At 47.5% G+C, this 18,421-nt stretch carries 21 protein-coding genes; 7 read left to right on the forward strand and 14 right to left on the reverse strand.

Going from position 1 to position 18,421, the window contains the following annotated elements; all coding sequences use genetic code 11:
* Positions 1 to 67 precede the first annotated feature (67 nt).
* From NeNHUV3_RS04555 to NeNHUV3_RS04570, 4 genes are all read right to left on the reverse strand, one after another.
* Complete coding sequence (locus NeNHUV3_RS04555; RefSeq protein ID WP_391482747.1) at positions 68 to 1,393, reverse strand: sensor histidine kinase; 1,326 nt, start codon at positions 1,391 to 1,393, stop codon at positions 68 to 70.
* Between the two features lie 35 nt (positions 1,394 to 1,428).
* Positions 1,429 to 2,106, reverse strand: coding sequence for a response regulator transcription factor (locus NeNHUV3_RS04560; RefSeq protein ID WP_391482748.1), 678 nt, complete (start codon positions 2,104 to 2,106; stop codon positions 1,429 to 1,431).
* A gap of 13 nt (positions 2,107 to 2,119) precedes the next feature.
* Positions 2,120 to 2,728, reverse strand: coding sequence for a DUF6134 family protein (locus tag NeNHUV3_RS04565; protein ID WP_391482750.1), 609 nt, complete (start codon positions 2,726 to 2,728; stop codon positions 2,120 to 2,122).
* Between the two features lie 178 nt (positions 2,729 to 2,906).
* Complete coding sequence (locus NeNHUV3_RS04570; RefSeq protein ID WP_391482752.1) at positions 2,907 to 3,473, reverse strand: tyrosine-type recombinase/integrase; 567 nt, start codon at positions 3,471 to 3,473, stop codon at positions 2,907 to 2,909.
* A gap of 376 nt (positions 3,474 to 3,849) precedes the next feature.
* Between NeNHUV3_RS04570 and NeNHUV3_RS04575 the strand changes: the two genes are divergently transcribed.
* Positions 3,850 to 4,290, forward strand: coding sequence for a BLUF domain-containing protein (locus NeNHUV3_RS04575; RefSeq protein WP_391482753.1), 441 nt, complete (start codon positions 3,850 to 3,852; stop codon positions 4,288 to 4,290).
* 670 nt (positions 4,291 to 4,960) lie between these two features.
* Here NeNHUV3_RS04575 and NeNHUV3_RS04580 read toward each other — a convergent pair.
* The 4 genes from NeNHUV3_RS04580 to NeNHUV3_RS04595 form a co-directional block, all read right to left on the reverse strand.
* Positions 4,961 to 5,248 (reverse strand): hypothetical protein, encoded by a 288-nt coding sequence (locus NeNHUV3_RS04580; protein ID WP_391482755.1) that lies wholly within the window; start codon positions 5,246 to 5,248, stop codon positions 4,961 to 4,963.
* Positions 5,249 to 5,302: 54 nt separating this feature from the next.
* Positions 5,303 to 5,629, reverse strand: coding sequence for a DUF3768 domain-containing protein (locus NeNHUV3_RS04585; protein WP_391482757.1), 327 nt, complete (start codon positions 5,627 to 5,629; stop codon positions 5,303 to 5,305).
* The gene (locus tag NeNHUV3_RS04590) at positions 5,622 to 6,080 is read right to left on the reverse strand and encodes a hypothetical protein (RefSeq protein ID WP_391482759.1); all 459 of its coding nucleotides are present in this window, start codon (positions 6,078 to 6,080) and stop codon (positions 5,622 to 5,624) included. Before NeNHUV3_RS04590 ends, NeNHUV3_RS04585 begins: the two co-directional genes overlap by 8 nt.
* A gap of 89 nt (positions 6,081 to 6,169) precedes the next feature.
* Entirely contained in the window at positions 6,170 to 6,454 is a 285-nt protein-coding gene (locus NeNHUV3_RS04595) for a hypothetical protein (protein WP_391482760.1), read from the reverse strand.
* Positions 6,455 to 6,861: 407 nt separating this feature from the next.
* Between NeNHUV3_RS04595 and NeNHUV3_RS04600 the strand changes: the two genes are divergently transcribed.
* Positions 6,862 to 7,188, forward strand: coding sequence for a DUF6626 family protein (locus tag NeNHUV3_RS04600; protein ID WP_391482762.1), 327 nt, complete (start codon positions 6,862 to 6,864; stop codon positions 7,186 to 7,188).
* Positions 7,189 to 7,344: 156 nt separating this feature from the next.
* The gene (locus NeNHUV3_RS04605) at positions 7,345 to 7,701 is read left to right on the forward strand and encodes a hypothetical protein (protein WP_391482763.1); all 357 of its coding nucleotides are present in this window, start codon (positions 7,345 to 7,347) and stop codon (positions 7,699 to 7,701) included.
* 410 nt (positions 7,702 to 8,111) lie between these two features.
* Here NeNHUV3_RS04605 and NeNHUV3_RS04610 read toward each other — a convergent pair whose 3' ends face one another.
* On the reverse strand, positions 8,112 to 8,477 hold the full coding sequence (locus NeNHUV3_RS04610) for a hypothetical protein (RefSeq protein ID WP_391482765.1): 366 nt from the start codon (positions 8,475 to 8,477) through the stop codon (positions 8,112 to 8,114).
* Positions 8,478 to 8,693: 216 nt separating this feature from the next.
* Complete coding sequence (locus NeNHUV3_RS04615) at positions 8,694 to 9,203, reverse strand: helix-turn-helix transcriptional regulator (RefSeq protein WP_391482766.1); 510 nt, start codon at positions 9,201 to 9,203, stop codon at positions 8,694 to 8,696.
* Positions 9,204 to 10,111: 908 nt separating this feature from the next.
* Between NeNHUV3_RS04615 and NeNHUV3_RS04620 the strand changes: the two genes are divergently transcribed.
* The 3 genes from NeNHUV3_RS04620 to speB all read left to right on the forward strand — a co-directional run bounded on the left by NeNHUV3_RS04620 (position 10,112) and on the right by speB (position 12,747).
* Positions 10,112 to 10,843, forward strand: a complete 732-nt coding sequence (locus NeNHUV3_RS04620) for a hypothetical protein (RefSeq protein ID WP_391482768.1) — start codon at positions 10,112 to 10,114, stop codon at positions 10,841 to 10,843.
* A gap of 18 nt (positions 10,844 to 10,861) precedes the next feature.
* On the forward strand, positions 10,862 to 11,437 hold the full coding sequence (locus NeNHUV3_RS04625) for a PepSY domain-containing protein (protein ID WP_391482769.1): 576 nt from the start codon (positions 10,862 to 10,864) through the stop codon (positions 11,435 to 11,437).
* Positions 11,438 to 11,778: 341 nt separating this feature from the next.
* Positions 11,779 to 12,747 carry an agmatinase gene (gene speB / locus NeNHUV3_RS04630; protein WP_391482771.1) on the forward strand — a complete coding sequence of 323 codons (969 nt, stop codon included), beginning with the start codon at positions 11,779 to 11,781 and terminating at the stop codon, positions 12,745 to 12,747.
* A gap of 164 nt (positions 12,748 to 12,911) precedes the next feature.
* Here the strand turns inward: speB and NeNHUV3_RS04635 are convergent, their stop codons facing one another.
* The 4 genes from NeNHUV3_RS04635 to NeNHUV3_RS04650 form a co-directional block, all read right to left on the reverse strand.
* Positions 12,912 to 13,637 carry an alpha/beta fold hydrolase gene (locus NeNHUV3_RS04635; RefSeq protein WP_391482772.1) on the reverse strand — a complete coding sequence of 242 codons (726 nt, stop codon included), beginning with the start codon at positions 13,635 to 13,637 and terminating at the stop codon, positions 12,912 to 12,914.
* Positions 13,634 to 15,187, reverse strand: coding sequence for an ABC transporter permease (locus NeNHUV3_RS04640; RefSeq protein WP_391482773.1), 1,554 nt, complete (start codon positions 15,185 to 15,187; stop codon positions 13,634 to 13,636). Before NeNHUV3_RS04640 ends, NeNHUV3_RS04635 begins: the two co-directional genes overlap by 4 nt.
* Positions 15,184 to 16,236, reverse strand: coding sequence for a betaine/proline/choline family ABC transporter ATP-binding protein (locus NeNHUV3_RS04645; protein ID WP_334067949.1), 1,053 nt, complete (start codon positions 16,234 to 16,236; stop codon positions 15,184 to 15,186). Before NeNHUV3_RS04645 ends, NeNHUV3_RS04640 begins: the two co-directional genes overlap by 4 nt.
* Positions 16,237 to 16,313: 77 nt before the next feature.
* The gene (locus NeNHUV3_RS04650; protein WP_391482775.1) at positions 16,314 to 17,279 is read right to left on the reverse strand and encodes a glycine betaine ABC transporter substrate-binding protein; all 966 of its coding nucleotides are present in this window, start codon (positions 17,277 to 17,279) and stop codon (positions 16,314 to 16,316) included.
* A 253-nt stretch (positions 17,280 to 17,532) separates the two neighbouring features.
* Here NeNHUV3_RS04650 and NeNHUV3_RS04655 point away from each other — a divergent pair, with 253 nt between their 5' ends.
* Positions 17,533 to 18,417: a LysR family transcriptional regulator gene (locus NeNHUV3_RS04655; protein ID WP_391482777.1), complete on the forward strand. Its 885-nt coding sequence runs from the start codon at positions 17,533 to 17,535 to the stop codon at positions 18,415 to 18,417.
* Positions 18,418 to 18,421 lie beyond the last annotated feature (4 nt).

Here is an 18,421-nt window from a genome sequence, read left to right on the forward strand (position 1 = left end):
GTGTTGAGGTTGTTTTTGCCGATCAGGCTTACAAGAGACTTACATCAATCAAAAAAATCAAAAGGTCTTAAAGATTTTGGTCAAACATAAAGGAAAAAATGCTCCCACCTCCGTCACGGTCTTGGATAGAGATGGTCGCGTTGTGTGATTGTGCGACTGACTTTGCGATAGCCAGACCGATGCCCGATCCCTTAGTGCCTAGGTTTGCTTGATTGCCGCGATTGAACCGCTCGAACAATTCCATCTTGAGTGCGTCTGGCACACCTGGCCCACGGTCAAGAACCCGCCATCCGGCCGGGTTCGTGTGCAGCTCGATTTCGACTTCGTTGCTCTCTGTTGTATATTGCAAAGCGTTGCGTACGACATTGGCCAGAGCAATTCCCAACAGGCCTGCATTACCGTGAACAAGTACGGTCTCGTCCCCGATCACGGATAGGCGACGACCGGACCGGAGGGCCGCTGGTGCCAAACCAGAAGCAACCTCAACAACCACACTTCGTAAGTCCACAGCCTCAAAACCCGATTGCAAAGCGGCATCGGCCCGCGACAAGTCAATAAGTTGGCCAAAAATACGGTCCAGTTGTTTTGCATCTTGCGAGAGGATTTTCTTCAATGCAGGGTCATTGATCCGGTCGATACTGGATCTAAGCACCGCGATTGGTGTGCGAATTTCATGCGCTACGTTTGACGCAAAATCCCGCTGTGCTTTGTACCCTTGCTCCAGACGATCAAAGGCCATGTTCACATCTTTAATCAACGGGGCAATCTCGGCGGGTACACGGTCAGTCGCTAACCGCTGATTTGCTGCTGTTGGTCCGATTAGATGCGCTTGATCTGATAGTATTTTCAAAGGCAACAATGCACGACGGGTCGCAAACAGTGCGAAAGTTAGCACCACTACAACACCTAAAACCACCCACCAGATTCCCTCTTCGATCTCGTGCAAAAGTTTGCCGAACTGTGTTTCGTTATTTGCCTTCGGAGATGTGGATACCAAGACAAAAACATCCTGATCCGCGATCCGGGATTTCAATCCGATACCAAGCCTGTCACCAAGAAGCGCAATCGCTTGTGGATTACCCAGTTTAATCTGCGATAGTTGCTGCCAGACGGCATCAGACCCCTCACCACCGGCTACCATGCTGCCAGTTTCGTCATAGACCGTGTATCGATACGTTCCTTCGACACCCTGAAAACGTAGCGAACCAGCATCAAGGCCATGTTGCGGAGCAGCTGGGTCAACCTGGCCAACGATCTCCAGCGCTTCATCCAACATCGCGTCTTCGAGGCTTTCTTTCAGATGTTCGTAAAACTCACTGATCAGGACGGCTCCCGCGAGGAGGATGCATAGGCTTAACGCAGTGATGATGTTGAGTAGCAGGCTTCTCTTCAATGATCTTCGCTGTCCAAAAAGAAAATTCACAACCATCATGCAGAATTTTCCTGAAGTACGTATCCGATCCCACGCAGGTTGTGGATTTCGATACTGGCTCCGTTGTCGATCAACTTTTTTCTCAGACGATGAGTCAACACCTCGATGGCATTTGGTGTTGCTGCCTCATCAAACCCATAGAGCGCGTTTTCAATCGCATCTTTCGATACAACTCGCTCGGCACGGCGCAGAAACAGCTCCAGTAGGGCGAGTTCGCGCTTCGAGAAGCTTGTCAGTACTTCGTTGATAACAACCGATCGTTCGGCTGTCTCATACCTCACATTCCCCAATGTTAACGTCATCCCGAGCGCGCCGCCTGGTCGCCTCAGAACAGCATTTATGCGGGCGACCAGTTCTGAGATCGCAAATGGTTTGACAACATAATCGTCAGAGCCTGTATTCAGACCTTTGATCCTATCATCCAGCGCATCACGCGCAGTGCATATGATAATCGGTGTTTGTGGCTTGGACATTTTGATCATTGGCAAAACGTCTAAACCATCTTGATCTGGCAATCCAAGATCAAGAATAACCCCATCATATTCAAAGCTTTTCACAGAATGCAAAGCATCCGCCGCAGTATGGACAACGTCCACTACAAATCCGGCGTCACGCAAACTGGCGCTCGTATTGAGCGCCAGCTTTTCGTTGTCTTCAATATAAAGTATCCGCATTCGGCGCGTCGTCCTATTTTCGGATATACATCACAGTTGAGCCATCATCGGCCTTGAACATGACCTGTGCAAGGTTGCCCTCGCCGTCATACCAAACGTCGCGGGCCAGCCCACCTGAAAGCCGGTAATGATGCGCAGAAACATTGCCACCTTTTGTTTTTACCGTCTCCGACCCTAGATCTGCCGCGCGTACGCTCATGATCTTCCCGTCAATGGTATTCATCAACTTGCCACTACGCACGATATCGTCGTTCCAAAGGCTGGCCGGCAATGCGCCTTTATTCGCGGTTTTCAATTGGTGCGGTTCGCCATCATCATTTGTTGATGAGCTGAGTTGCTGCAACTTGCCGCCTTTCCAGCTCTCCACACTTTTATGTTTGAAGCTGTAGGCGGTTGTTCTGATCAAAGGTACCTTGACCGCGATATCAGTGGCTACTTTAACCGTGAATGAACCAGGATTCCCTGCAAAACTGTAGCTGTGATCGCCAATATCCTTGCCCTTTCGGACGACATCAAAACTTAGCTCACCGTTCGAAGGCAATGAGAGGGCGTTTACAGGGGCCGCAAGAGCGACTGCAAAACCAAGGGCAATTCCAAAAAGACGCATATCAATCTCCATCATGCTTTTAGATTAACCCGCTCATGGTCAGTGAGGCTTACATAAAACTTACAATCATGAAATATTGCGTTGGCAGTATCACCGAAGCAGCCGTTCGTAGATGGCGCAGCATCGGTTAAAGTGGGCTCAAAGAAGCCCTTCGCGGCAGCATGCTCGAAGGTCCACTTGGGGCTGAGAGCCCCTACAACAATTCCACCGCTTCACTCAGCTGTTCAGAATTCACGTCTATGTACCTCTGCGTGGTGGATATATGCGAATGCCCCGCCAGTTCTGCCAATAGGCGCACCCCTACCCCTTTGTTGGCCAACCTCGTGATGTAAGTACGTCTTCCCGAATGGCTTGAGGCATCCTTAAGCCCCACTGCTTTGTAGATATCCAAGAACAGCTGGCACATGGTGTTGGCTGAGAAGTGCCCACCCTTTTGACTAGCGAACAATGCGTGATGCGGCTTGGCTGTGCGGATTGATGCGCTGTACTCGACTAGTGCTTTGCGTAAGCGCTGGTTCATGTACACCGTGCGTGTGTGCCCACCTTTGCTTTGTTCCGCTGTAAGTATGAACTGCTCACGTACGTTACCTGCCTCATCAAACACATTGCCCACAGTGAGCGCTGCAATCTCCTTGGCCCTCAGCCCTGCGTAGAAGCTCGTCAGTATAATAGTCTCATCCCGTGTTGGATGACGCCGGCTGCGACAGTACTGTATAACCCTGCGCAGCTGCGCCTCGTTCAATGTCTGTGCTTGGCGCATGGCGCTATCTCCTCAAAACCTAATCATTTGTTAGCTTTGAGCATAAAGTCTGAGATTTTGGTCTTCCTACCGGAAAGACGACTTTCTTGAAGTCTATGTTTTACAATGACTTACGCAATAATCTCATGCTATGTGTGTTCTATGAGGTTTTGGGCTGTGTGATTGCGCTCAGTACAAGCCTTGCTGCTATGCTCCGCTGCCTACAACACATCCCTCCCAAAACATGGAGACAGCGGAGCTTTGCAGCGCCATAGGCACTGCGAAGCCAAGAACCTGGCATTTAAATCACCTCATGCCAAGTTATAATCCAATCAGCGAAGCAATAGCTGCTCAGGCTCAATTTGAAACTTTCGGCAATTTCAACTACGCATCGTGTATGACCCTCGACCCAAAGCATAACGACTTAGTGCGGCGCAGCTCTACGATGATCCGCTCAATATTGTACGAAAGCACTGCCACTACTGATTTTCCAAGTCCTGAAGACAAAGACATCATCGATACAGCATTAGCTCATAATGACGAGATGGACGTCTCTGGCTACTTGGTCAGGACAAGATTGAAGTATTATCAGGTGCTCGAAGGAGAGCACGACGTTCTTGAGGACCTATTGGGTATGATCCAACGAGATCGTCGCCACACAAACGTCAAAATACTATCGGACAAGACCACTGATAAACGACTGTTTGCCAAGTGGGGCATGGGTTACCATCTTGTAACTGAGCAAGAGCGTGATGTCTTTTTAGGTTGGGCAAAACAAGACGAAGAGTTTGTCGAATGCATGATTGATTACATGCGTAAAACAGCTGCACAGAGCTAACGGACAAAATGAGTGAACTGCATTTGCTCAATTACTAAGATCAGAGCTCTGCCAACCCTATCGTGTTTTATGTTTCTATCTGTTCAAGCTCAGCTTCGCCGAGCTGACTTTCGTTGTTTGTTCAATCGCTCACGCTCAATCACAAACACCTTCAGTCTTTTGCTTCACGATTCATTAGCTCAAACACATTTTATGATTTTGATCATATATGAATGGGATCTCATCCAGATTGTGTAGTCATACCAAGGCTGTCCGCAGCCTTGGTATGACGAAGACCTCATCCGAGTTGCTTTCGTCTGTCATGAGCGCAACCTTGTTTCAGGAAGCTGGGGTTTCTCGATCAGCTTTACACGCCACCTTTTCAGCAACGCACCCAATGCATCCAAAGCCATGACAAACCGTGGACACGGGCGTGGGGTTCTCTTGCGAGCCTTGTACTCCCACTCCTGCCATCTCTCTTTGCTGACGCTGGATGACACAGCGACGGTTGAACATGCAGCTCGGCTACTGCGCGGCATCCCTAACATCCTCCGCCACAGCGTGACCTGTGTTCGGATCTTCTTGGGGCATCTTACGATGCATAGAGCCTGTCGCCGATCTTAAAGACAGCACAACCATTTTAGTCTTCACGTGTATTTATCAACGACAGCAAAAAACCGTTTAAAACTGACTATTCTGCAGCCATTGGAACAGGCGCTCTCTTCGTGGTTTTACGCGCAGCGCTTTTGGCCTCAGCTTCTTTGATGATCTTTACAAATCTTGGGTGCACAAAGTCAGGTTCAAGTCCTGCCAGCATACACACTTCGCTAAACTCACGGGTTGGATAGCTCCCAACCCACCTTGCTGCAGTGGCAAAGTCTTTATGTCCTTCATGACTGCGGTTTGCGTCACGAATGTCCCGAAGAACTTGGAACAATACTGCCTGCCAGAGCAATTGGTGTGAGGAGGAATCGGACATTGTGATAGATTAGCCGAAATGCACAAAGTGTAACTCTGATAGTTAACAAATTGATTAATATTCTTCTGCTAGCATGATGGTGAGCACACTGGTGGTCACAGCAGGATCGCTGGGATCCGGCGACTGCATTTGCAGGTCTACGTCGTAGATATCGATCTTCCAGAAGATGGTTATGTCGCCGTGACGGAATGATCCAAAGTCATGCTCGCCATATGGATCGTTATCGGGCGTGAAGGCATCAAAGCGGCGTACTTGGTCCAGCACTGATGGTACGTCATCTAATGTCTGCACGCCTCGGGTGATCACAACACGACAGTCTGTGAATGAGCGCCGTGCGTGATCATTAAGTGCTGCTATTTTGGCTGTGGTTGCATCATGCATTTGCTGCAGCTTTGGCAGCCCCTGGCTTTAAGCGGGGCTGCCGCTCAGCTACTTTGGTGATGGCTGTGTCTAACTCCCCTGCAGCTGCTGCATTCAGGAAAGCATCTAGAACACCAGCGACATCTTCTAGTGTTTTGACCAGTACCGCGTTGTTGGTGCCATCGGCTGCAATCACACGTGCTCCGTATCTGCACTGCACGTACCAGCCACCGTCTTGTTCAAAAAACCATGGGCGCACTCGGCGGTGGGTTTTGACCATCACACGCTCTCCCATGTCATTGGTCATCCATTTGTGCCGCTCAACCCGGTGATCTTCATTCTTCAGCGCTGCCGCATGCACCAGCTTTTGCTCTTTGAGCCCTGCGACGAGTTTGTCACGTCGCGCTATGATGGGATCGCGTTTTGCACTGCGATCTACTGTCTTGAATGTAAGCTTTGCCAGATGTGTCATATCCGCTCCTTGCTGTGTGGTTACAGCTAAAGCGTATGTTCAAAGGAAACATTGGACGACCAGAAAGACAGTCAAGTGACTGTTTTTGCTTAATTAAGCTTAGATCCGCCTGAGTGAGTGATCGCTTCTTTGCGCCGCTTGCGCATCGTACAATCCTCAGGCCCGCACTTCATTGGCGGCAGCTCGTTGTAGCCGTTCAGCACATAGAGCTGCACTCGTTCTTCAAGTTGATCCCAAATCGGAAAGAACGCGTTACGCTCACCATCACTCATCTCAGATGTCGCCAAGCTCACAGTATCCGCCAGCATATGCTCTACTCGACCAAAGACATCGACGTTGAACTGCGCCGCGCCAAGCGTAAAGCCATTCAACATGATTTACGCTGTGCTCAGCATCTTATCGAAGGCGTTGGCAAAGGTCAGTTCCCTGTACGCACAAGCGGCTAACTTGGCTTGTAAGGTTGATAACCTTTAACGCTAGCTTATCGACCACCGACACAACCTAAAGAATATTAACCTTACCTCCTGATTTTGGAAGTTTCGCGCTTAGTTACAACGCCTTGTAGCCAGTGCTTAATCTAACCTCCCCAAAAACTTCACTGGTTTAAACCAGCAAACTAGTTTGCGGTGTTTGACAGCAAAATTTCCTCAAAACACAAAAAGGAGAGCTGTGTTTCACTTGTTTTGAACGGGTAAATCCTGAGCACTTCATCAATAAGTATGGCCGTGGGCCGGCTCATTTAAACTAAATAACAATGAACATCAGTTAACGAGGAGATGTCATGAGTATCAAACTTCTTGAACATATTAGAGATGAGCTAATCAGCTCAGGGGCTGCCGCCAATACACCTGAGTTTTGCCAAGCCTGGCTGGGCCGCAGTGAGGGATACATCCGCGTATTGCGCTACAACCGCATTGAGCCAAGTGTGGAGACACTGACCGTCTGCGCACACAAACTAGGGCACTACGCAGACAGTTTACGCGCCAGTGACGCCCAGTCCCACCAACAATGGGTAAGGCGCTTTGATCGTCTTAAAGCCCTCTGCGATCAGGCCATAGCGCGCCAAGCAGAGGCGGTATGGCGTGAGCCTGCAAGGATGGGCGCATGACATACATATATACGTTTTTGCATGTGATGTTGCAGCGTTCTTCGAAACGGGTTCTGCACCCGCAAAAATCTGCGCTGCGGTTTTTTAGCGGGAAGTACTTACAGAAGCTGGGTGGTGATTTTGCATCACCCCATTTTGTACAGTTGGGTGTTGCGCATGGATGACCGTGATGAACTGCGCAGACTAATCGATGTCATAGAGAAAGGCTCTGGCACGGGCAGTCTTGAGCAAGCAATTGATGACATTAAGACCTTTGCCAATACCGCAAGCTTTCTGGCCAACAAGCTGGACACACGGCTAAAAGGTGGCGACGTCAAAGCCAAAAAGCAGCCAAAGTCCCGTATGGGAAAGGCTATCGCAGCTGTGCCAAAGCTAGGTGCGTCTAAGCCCCCTGCTCAAGCCCCACAGCAGTCCACGTCAGGTATGCCTCAGGCTACCAGTACGGCAACGTCACAAGCCGATTATGACAGACTTAAGTCACAAGGCACACAGGGAACTGTGGGTGGTTTGTAGTGCAGTGGTACCTAGTGCGCTGTGTAAGCAGCTGTAAGGCGGTGAGTTTGCTGGGATCGCTACGTGTGAGTGTTTACGCGGGTTGATGTGTTACGTGCGCTTTTGGGCAGAATATATGCGGATGTTGGAATTTGTAGGGCTGTCTAGGTTTTGGTTGTGCAAAAACGCGAGAGGCATAGCTCAAATAATTGATACATAAGAGTGGTTCTTAGCCAGTTTAGACACTTTTTTCTTTATTCGCGAACAAGTTGGCACCTGAGAAGTCGAAGGGGTGATCTAACTTCACACAGGCCACAGGCGCCATGGGCCTGCTTGATAGCGACAAATGCCCCCTTAAACTCGAAGATGGGAGTAAAGCGACGAGCGAAATTGAAAGAGAAGTACAGCCGAAGCACAAGCGACAAGCCTCGTTACTCCACAGGCTGACACCGAAATACCTGCGACTGTACCGAAGGTGCTGACCCATATTTTACAATCGCTGCGTGCATAAGCACGCCATCCTCAAATCGAAACAAGTCGCTTCGGTCTTTGTTCTTAGCAGTTGCGCGGAACCCTCCGCCCCCAAGACGACGCATGTCGTAATCATTATGATAAAAGACGCCATCGCCAGACAAATTGCTCTCGGTCCAAGTAAACGTCAGAGAACGCCCTTCATAAACAGGCCGCATCGCACCTTCAGCTGAAAGTGAGACCCTGTCGAGTTCTTCACAAATAAAAGTTCCCAGAGCTTCAGCGGCGCTGGTGGTTGCAAGCAGGATAGCGATAATTTTCAGCATAACGCAAAGATAGCTTGGAACATATCTGGTTCAAGTTTCCGTTGATTAGTCGTTTTGTGCGAAAGTCTCCATCTGGCCCGCTCGATACCCGGACGCGGACCAAATTGTTGGCTACATTTAAAAAGTAGCCCATTGAACAATAATGCAATGACTGCTGACCTTATCACGCGAGTGTGAGAAGGCGCGAGAGGCATAGTTAAGAAGATGAAAGGCAGCTCACAATAACTCATCCTCAGCGGCAAAATCTAAAAACTCATCCATAAAAATAGCAGCGAAATCACTCCTCGATGCTGCATTAGACTTTTGCAAAACTTTATGTATCTGCATTTTAACAGTGCCAATTTTCGTGTTTCTCAAACTTGCAATGTCCGCAGTGGCGAAACCGCGCAACATAAGAAGTCCTACAGAAGCTTCGGCAGGCGTTAAGCCCCAAAGCGCAAATTTTGCGTTCAATAACTGATCGAAATCTTGTTTTAAGTTATATAAGCTTTGTTCTGCTTTGACTGTTTTCTGCCTAAGCAGCCGAACGTATTTGCCAGAAACAACTAAGCCACCGGCAAGAGCTGATACGGCAAATACTTCGAACCCAAGATGTATTAATCCTTCTGAGCTGTAACTTGTGTCCGTCCGTAAATGCTCGCGAACATCCATAAGCACGTCACTTACAAAGAAAAGCAACGCGACCAACTTCATGCCAAACACCGTAATTACAGCCTTTTGATTCATAATCAGAGGTCCCCCTAAGGCAAGTATGAACGAGCATAATTCATTATATATCAAACGATATACGCGCCCCTTTAATCGCAGTCTATACCGCTCGTGCAATATACAGACACCCTCGTCTCAAGCTAGTTACGGTTAAGAAATCGCAACTAGGAGACACGTAATGCTTCGCCGAAAATTCATCCAAACGCTACTCATAGCCTCTTCAACCCTTTCTATAAGCTCTCTCGCTACAGTCGCTAGAGCGAGTGGTGGCCCTTCAGCACCTTCAGGCCCCTCAGCACCATCGGCGCCTTCGGCCCCGTCACGCTCTTCGGGTCCAAGCCGTAGCTCAACCTCCGGCCCAAGCCGCAGCTCAACTTCAGGCCCAAGCCGCAGCTCAACTTCAGGCCCAAGCCGTAGCTCAACATCAGGTCCAAGCCGTAGCTCAACCTCCGGCCCAAGCCGCAGCTCAACTTCAGGCCCAAGCCGCAGCTCAACTTCAGGCCCAAGCCGTAGCTCAACATCAGGTCCAAGCCGTAGCTCAACCTCCAGCGCAAGCCGCTATTGTTCAGCTGGCGGAATCAACTGTACGGACGTTAGCACAGATGGCCTGACTACAGTGGATGCTTCAGATCTAGATGACGTGTTGGGAAGCTTTAACTAATGCCACTGAAAAATGTTGTCACAGCGCTAGTGCTATCTTGCCTGCTAACTGCTTGCGATACAGTTCGGTATGACTACAGCAACGCAGCTGCGATGTTTGCCGCACTTGATGCGAGCCCGGATCAAACGGAGGGCATCATTGACGCAACTTCTAAGTTTTTAATTGTATCAACAGAGGCTAACAATCAGCTTCTTTGCCGCCGCGTAAAAATCAGTGGACCACGCGGGCAATCACAACGCCGCTTTTGTAAAGTAAAGGGTGGCGATTGGCGGTGACCCAAGACAGGCACCTTTTAAAAAACTGGCAACTCACAGCCAATGGGTGGCGCATCTCGATGCGCTGTCCAACTTATTTTGCAGCCTTACTTGCAGACACTTTAGCAGGTTGGTCAATAACGAATGACGAGGCAAACGCTAAACCTGACGTTTCAATAAGTTTCAACGACGGTGAGTACACAATTGGCGGCAAATGTTACGACATTCACTTTAGACAGACAGATCTCATCAGTGCCCTGAATGATACGTTCATCTGCATGGCTTATCACACTTTAACACTGGTAGAAGGCGCAAGCCTCCTTCACTGCGCAGCGTATAGCATCAACGATGAGTGTAATATCGTAGTAGGTGCGAAAAACACAGGAAAGTCTACTTTCATTTATGAGAAGGCGAGACAAGGTCATCGGATTGCAGCAGATGACCTTTTATTATGGCTGCCCAAAAGAGGCTTGTTCAAAACTCTCGGCCTGCCAATTCGAATGCGCCGCCCAGTGTTAAAAGTTGATGGCGAATTAGCTGACAATGACAAGTTTTACCCTGGCGAAAACATAGCTTACTCAAAGTTAAGATCATTTGATGTTGTCGATGCAAACACCACTTTCCATCTAGATCGACTATGGCAATTAAATGATGAACGCACGTTGCGGAAGGTACCTTTATTGCGCGCCTTCAAAGTTCTCCGGCAGTACACAATTAGCATACCGAATATAGCTCTTACGTAAAAAATTAAGGAAATTGCATTGCCTAGAATTCTCAAATCTTTACGAAAAATACACTCGTACTTAGGCCTACTCATATTGCCTTGGATTATAGCGTTTGGGTTTACTGGATTTTATTTAAACCATTCAGAGCTGGTACTGTCAGCCTTACCACTCAATACTTACGAGGATAACGATCAAGCCTACATGGATTTGGAAGAACCGCTTACTTTAGAGCAATCGGCGAACATAGCGCGCGGCTATTGGCCTGAAAGTAAGATGCTATCGGTAGAGCGTATCTCTTATCACGAGCAGAGCGCAATCGAATTCAAACGAGAAAACGGTAGTATCATAGTGGTGCCAAAAACTGGCGTGTATTACGTCAAATCTGCGATTTCCAATAAGATGTTTACTCCTGATGGCCTGCTCCAACATAGAAAAATATATTGGAACTATATCTTCGGCATCTTCCACAGAACCGGCTGGCTAGACTGGCGGATAGGGACAATATTAGCAGACATTACTGCAATTGCGCTCATTACGTTTGGTATATCAGGACTGCTCATCTGGTACCTTCCTCGACACAAACGGGTAATGCGACGGTTCTCTGAGCAATGATGGCACGTGAGTTGAGCATTTGCGCTACCGCCCAACTGCGCCAGAGGCCATCATCCCGATGGACCAAAGGCCGATCATGCACTAACTTTTAATATGGACCATTCAGGTGGGGCTGCTCAAGGGAGGCTCATGATTTAAACATAGCTAATACGAACGTGGCGTCTCACAGAGCGCCAGTTGGACAGCATTACCCAAGCAAATAGCGATCCCTTATTTGATCAAGACAAAAACTATACGTGTTCTTCAATATATGGTTTCCTCAACAAACCAACGGCACTTTTGCCAACGCTGATCCTCTTAATCCACCTCACAATTAAGTGCTAAACATAATGGGGGCTTTCATGTCAGATCATAGTTATGACACCGGGCGACTAAATTTACCTTTTGTCGGCATCTCAACATTTGGCAAGAAACCCTACGTACAAGATTGGGACGCAATTGACGCAGATGTTGCCATTTTAGGCGCTCCCTATGATTTTGGATGCCAGTTTAGATCAGGGGCTAGGTTTGGGCCGCGCAGTGTTCGCGAAGCTTCGACACTATTTAGTTTTGGCCATGCAGGCGCTTACGATCATGAAGATGATGCGACCTATTTAGCTGAAGACGTTAGGATTATAGACATTGGCGATGCGGATATAATTCACACAAAGACTAAAGAAAGTCATGAAAACATTGAGCTAGGCGTTCAAAAAATCTTAGATGCAGGTGCTCTGCCAGTGACGATTGGCGGCGATCATTCAATCAACATACCATGCATAAACGCCTTCGCGAAAAACTGCCAAGAGCATGGACCAATCCATATTATTCAAATTGATGCGCATTTAGACTTTGTAGATGAGCGTCATGGGGTGAAAAATGGGCACGGGAACCCAATGCGCCGTGCAATCGAAAAAGACTACGTCTGCGGAATGACGCAGCTCGGCATCCGGAACGTTTCTTCAACTGCAAAAGACGGATACACTGACGCTCGAGCACGTGGCTCAGATATTTTATCAGTCCGACAAGTGCGCAAACTTGGAACTGCAGCAGTACTAGAGCGAATTCCCAAAGGAAGTCGCTATTACGTAACAATCGATATCGATGCATTCTGCCCCTCAATCGCTCCAGGCACTGGAACTCCAAGCCATGGTGGGTTTTTGTACTATGACGTTTTGGAAATCCTTCAAGGCTTAGCAAAACAAGGGAATGTTGTAGGCATAGATCTGGTCGAGGTTGCGCCAGCCTATGACCCCAGTGAAAGTACTCAAATTTTGGCGGCTCAAATTTTACTCAACTTTATTGGCTTTATCTTTCATGAGAAGGCCAAGTAGGCTTGCATGACACTCCGACGCGGTCGCACGTTAAGAGTAACACGGCGACCATTTTCAATCGCATAAATTATTTCGTTTACTGTGCAGCTAGTGAGGCGAGGAGCTTTACCTGTTTCAAGTTGTTGACCATCAAACCTTCAGACACTTCTTCTCATAAAAACCGGCTAAGAGCTCGGAGTTAGAAAAGCACTAACAATACTATTAAACAGTCCTGAACGTTCGAGGTGCGCCGTATGAGCACATAGAGGAATAACCGCAAGATTAGACCGTGTTATTGTATGCCAAAGTTGTTCAGTCTGCTCCCATGAATATGTCCGGTCGTGGTCCCCCCAAAGAATTAGTGTCTCTTTATCTAAGCTTTTAAGATGTGCTCTACCGTCCCATTTCCTCATCGCCTCCAAACCAGCCACAATAGCAGCTGCACTACTTTGTTCAGCAATTACAGCACATCCCTCGTATGCCGGATCATCTTCGCGAGCTAAAAACCAAGTTGCGGAAATACGGCGTGCTGTGGCTTTTGCCCCTTCAGATAGAGCCCGTTTTTTTGAAGTTTCAATTGTTTCAAATCGGCCAGGTAATACGCCTTGAGCACCTGTCCCATATAGCACCAAACGGCCAACATGATCTGGAGCCTGCGCCACCATTTCTTGTGCAATCATGCCGCCCATCGAATGACCAATTAGATCAAAGCAGCTAATTCCGCGCCTTATTAGCTCTGACAAAACCCAATCAGAATAAGCCTCAATGGTTGGCAATGGGGAGAGATGCGCATTTTGTCCGTATCCAGGCAAATCAACCGCAACAACACTCGCACTACCAAATGCAGTCTCTTGCGGCACCCATTGCGCGCTCCCCCCCATAAACCCATGCACGAAAACGATCGGATTCATTTACGGCCGCCTTGGACTATTCGATCAAGGATCATTGCACAGAATAAAATTGCAAACCCAGCAAGTATACCTTGCCCTACATTTGCGTATTGAAGTGCTTCAAGTACATCTTCACCGAGACCTTTTGCGCCAATAAGTGACGCAACAACAACCATCGCCAGTGAAAGCATGATTGTCTGGTTGATACCCGCTCTAATCGAAGGACTTGCCAATGGGAGATCAACTTTTGTCAGTAGGTACCATTTATTGGCACCAAAACTAATGGCTGCTTCCCGAACACTTTCAGGAACTCCACGTAAACCAAGAACAGTTAATCGTACAACGGGAGTACCACCAAAAATCATTGTAGTGACAACAGCGGCAGGCTTACCTGTCCCAAAGAAGGCAATGACTGGGATCATAAATACAAAGGCAGGCATCGTTTGCATAAAATCCATGATGGGTTGGATAAATGCGTAGAACCGAGGGCGCCTAGCCGCAAACATCCCCAATGGAATGCCTATTAGGATCGATAAACATGCAGCTGTTCCCAGGAGCGCAAGCGTCGTCATTGCTTTGTCCCAAAAACCCAAGAGGCCCATATAGGCAAGAAAAGCAGTAGAATAGATCGCCATTCTTACACCGGCGGTCAACCATGTCAGCAAAACAATCAACGCCGCGACAACAACCCAAGGCGTACTTACGAATACAAGTTCAAGTGCATCAAGAACGAGACGAATAAAGTAAGTTATGGCATCAAATAGCACCTCACCATTGAGCACGGCCCAGTTAAAAAAGGCCTCAACCTTACCTATACTGAATAGCCGTATATTGGGGTCGGTGGGAAAGTAACTCAGCAGCGCATAACGATCCGGGAACGAGTAGTGAAATGTTGCAGTTGCCACAATCAACAACATAAATACTGAACTGAGCACAATGTGCTGAAACGGCAAACCAGATCGAATGCTGTCGTCTGATAACCAGTCTGAGAAGCGCGCCTCTAAAGCCCAATTAGCGATTAATGATTGGCAGATCTTAACAAAAAGAAGAATAAGGACGCCACTTAAAGCGATTGTTGGCCCCTCAGCTGCCATTGCTGCAGCTTCATCTCGTATTCCACCAATATTGGCTTCTAAGGATTCAACGGTACGTCGATATACATCTTCTTTATCTGATTGGCTTTCTATAGCGGCAGCAAGCTGTTGTTTACGTAGTGCGAGTGTACCTTCGATCGATGCTATTCGAGCCATCGCTTCCGCACCAAGATCGCCAAATAAACCTCGTGCAATTTGTACAAAAGCTAGTGTTTCCAAAATCAGAAAAGGTAATGCCCAATTCCAAAGCCCCCTAGCACCGAACCAAATTGGACCAAATAACCCCGCCATCGCATTAAATGTGGCGGTAAAGCTTGCTGAGGCTCCAATCCGATCAAACATCATAATGTAGTAGGTTGGACTCGTTCGAACGAACGCACGGATGTTGTCTCTACGTGTCTCAGCATATTTTATCGCTGCTTCTGATGACGTGTCTTCCAGCGGATTGACACCAAGATCTGGATTTTGATCAATCATGACACTTCAGTCCCTTCGATTACAGTACGCAACAAATCGGCACGCGTGATAATTCCTGCGTCATCACCGCCAACTTGAACAACGATGGGCCTGTCATCATCGATAGCTAAATTAATTAATGTACTAAGCGTTGCATTCGCATCAACGCGCTTAGCATCTGCATTTACAGGCCCGTGGCTTGCTTCATGTAAATCTATGGGCTGCATAACCGCATGTGCGTGGACAACTTTTAAACGTGAAATCCCTGCAACAAAGTCAGCGACATAATCATCAGCTGGCTCCATCACGATGTCTTCAGCAGTCCCTATCTGAACAACCTTACCATCGCGCATGATTGCAATTCTGTCACCAATTCGTACCGCTTCATCCAAATCGTGCGTGATGAAAATTGTAGTCTTTTTCAATATTTTACTAAGACGAATAAATTCATCCTGTAATTGTCTTCTGATAAGAGGATCAAGAGCAGAAAAGGGTTCGTCCATTAACAAAACATCAGGGTTAGCAGCAAGCGCTCGGGCAAGGCCCACACGTTGCTGCATGCCGCCTGACAACTCGTGGGCAAATTTGGCACCCCACGCGCCAAGTTCGACGATATCAAGTATTGCTGCCGCTTGACGCATCCGTTCGTTTTTAGGCACTTGTCGGATTTCTAAAGGCATCGCAACATTATCCAAAACAGAACGATGGGGCATCAACGCAAAGTTTTGAAACACCATCCCTATTTTTTCATTTCTGAACTGTTGTAATTCGCGAGATGCCAACGCCATCACGTCAGTACCTTCAATTTTAATCTGCCCAGCAGTTGGTTCCAATAGACGATTAAAGTGACGCACTAACGTTGACTTTCCACTACCAGAAAGCCCCATAATACAGAAAATTTCCCCTCGTTTGACATCAAGGCTAACGTCAGCAACCCCAACCACAGCCCCAAACTGAGATAATACTTCAGATTTAGTCAAACCCTGTTCTTTCACTGCGGCTAAGGCTTCGGCCGATCGGGCTCCAAATATTTTCCAGACGTTGGAAATCTCAACAACAGTTTCCTGCATTTTGTACGTGCTCTTTCAATAAGGAAGACTACGATGCGGCACTTACATCAAAGGTAAGTGCCGCACGTTCTAAAGTGTTAAAGTCCAAGCATCGCATCAACACGGTCGGAGTTTGCTGCGATCCATGCTTTAGCCGCATCTGCTGGATCAACACCCTTCGCAGATACCTCAAAAGCTAAACTGCTAACGTCATCTGCAGTAACCGAGAAATTGGCAAAAAATTCTGCAATTGCCGGAGACCGGCCTTCAAGTGAATTGGACCAAGCAATTTGTACATTTTTCAATGCATCCTTAGTAGCGACATAGGAATTCTCATACCAATCAGCATCGTCTGAAGGCTGTACCATTTTATATTTTGCTTCATCAAAAGTTGGCTCACTTAGCATTTTGACATCGAACATAAACCACACAGCATGTGGCTTGTAGCAATAGAACGCATAACCTTCGCCTTTTGCGATGCTATCTTTGATACGAGCAGTCTTAACGCTTTCTTCGGCCCGTATAGGCTCGATGAAATCGAGTAGTCCGTAGTCGCGCGTTTTAACTTCGTTTACATTCGCTGACGCCCATCCTGGCGCACCAATCCACATCTCACCTTTTCCATTACCATCACTGTCCATTAACGCAGCGACATCAGGACGACCCAAGTCTGCAATGTCAGTGATATTATTTGCCGTGCCAAAATCGTTACTTACACAAAAGCCTTGATTGCCCTCATAAGGGTTAGATGACAGCGTTACTGTGCCTGCACCATCTACATACTTGTCGGTAAAGCTTTGTTGGTTTGGTAACCAGACATCAGGATGCACATCGATGTCACCTTTGCCCTGATCCATCGCTTGAAAAATCGTAGCATTATTACCAGGGACATACTCAACAGTTCCACCAATGCGAGATGTAACAATTTCTCCTAGAAGGTGACCAATGGCTTGTGCGCCTGTCCAAGATGGCAAGCCTATTTTCACGGACTCTGATGCAACCGCTGGCAAAGCAAAAATGCTAACGGCCATCGCCATGGCGCATGTTTTAAGTTTAGTTTTCATTTTTTGTTTCCTCTGTTGGGGGTGCGCCATTTCGACGTCTATAATTATGGTACATGAAAAAAGGAGATTCACTTTTCTCACTCATCCGGATTGCGGGAACGTGAAGGTAATGTTTGGCAACCGTCATGATATGCAAAGGTTAATCCAAGAAATTCGCTTAGTGCCAATTCGAACAACTCATAAAACTATGCTTAAGTTGCATAGTTTTGTGTTATGTCAAAAATAAAGTGATTTTATGAGAAGGTGATTCTAAGTGGACCTAAATTGGCTCAGAGATTTTGAATGCCTAGCAAGGACCTTAAATTTTACCCGTGCTGCAGATGAGCGGAACATAACTCAGTCGGCATTTAGTCGCAGAATCAAGGGATTAGAGAACTGGGTTGGATTGGCACTCATTAACAGAGCCACCTATCCCATTCAGTTAACAGAAGCTGGCCGGCAATTTCTGCCATCGGCACAAGCGGCAATTTTACATTTAGTAGATACTCGCCAGGCCATCAGAGATGCCGATGATGGAGGCAATAGCTTTGTACGAATTTCTGCACTACACACAATTTCAGTAAACTATTTATCCTCTCGTCTTGATGTCTTACAGCAAGAAATAGATGATTTCCGGGTCCGCGTAATTTCTGATTCACTGAGTTCATGCTGCGAACTCTTGGCCGAAGGCGCAGTAGATATTATGCTCTGCTACGATCATCCAGCCGTATCGCCGCGCATAGATGATAATAATTTCAACCGTAAAAATGTACACACTGAACGGCTATTACCTGTAGCACTAAAGGAGCAAGTAGAGCTTCTTGGCTGGAATTTGGCTGATGCAAAAAACCGTCCAATCCCATATCTGGCTTATGAACAGTCATCATTTTTGGGAACAGTTGCTGATAGCCTAATTTCGCAAAAAACTAAAAACTTAGACGTTATCTACATCGACGGACTAGTCGAAACTATCAAGCGGCGATTGATGAATGGAAATGGGTTTGCCTGGATGCCCGAAACTGCCATCGAGACTGAACTTGCTGCAGGCGCTCTGGTCCCCATTGGAAACGAGTCATCTATCGCAAAACTCAAAATTGCTGCATACACCAATCCCGCGGGATTATCCGGGCAAACCAAAGCCGTTTGGGAGCTACTGTAAGCCC

Source organism: Nereida sp. NH-UV-3 (assembly GCF_042939535.1).
Lineage (GTDB): Bacteria > Pseudomonadota > Alphaproteobacteria > Rhodobacterales > Rhodobacteraceae > Nereida > Nereida ignava.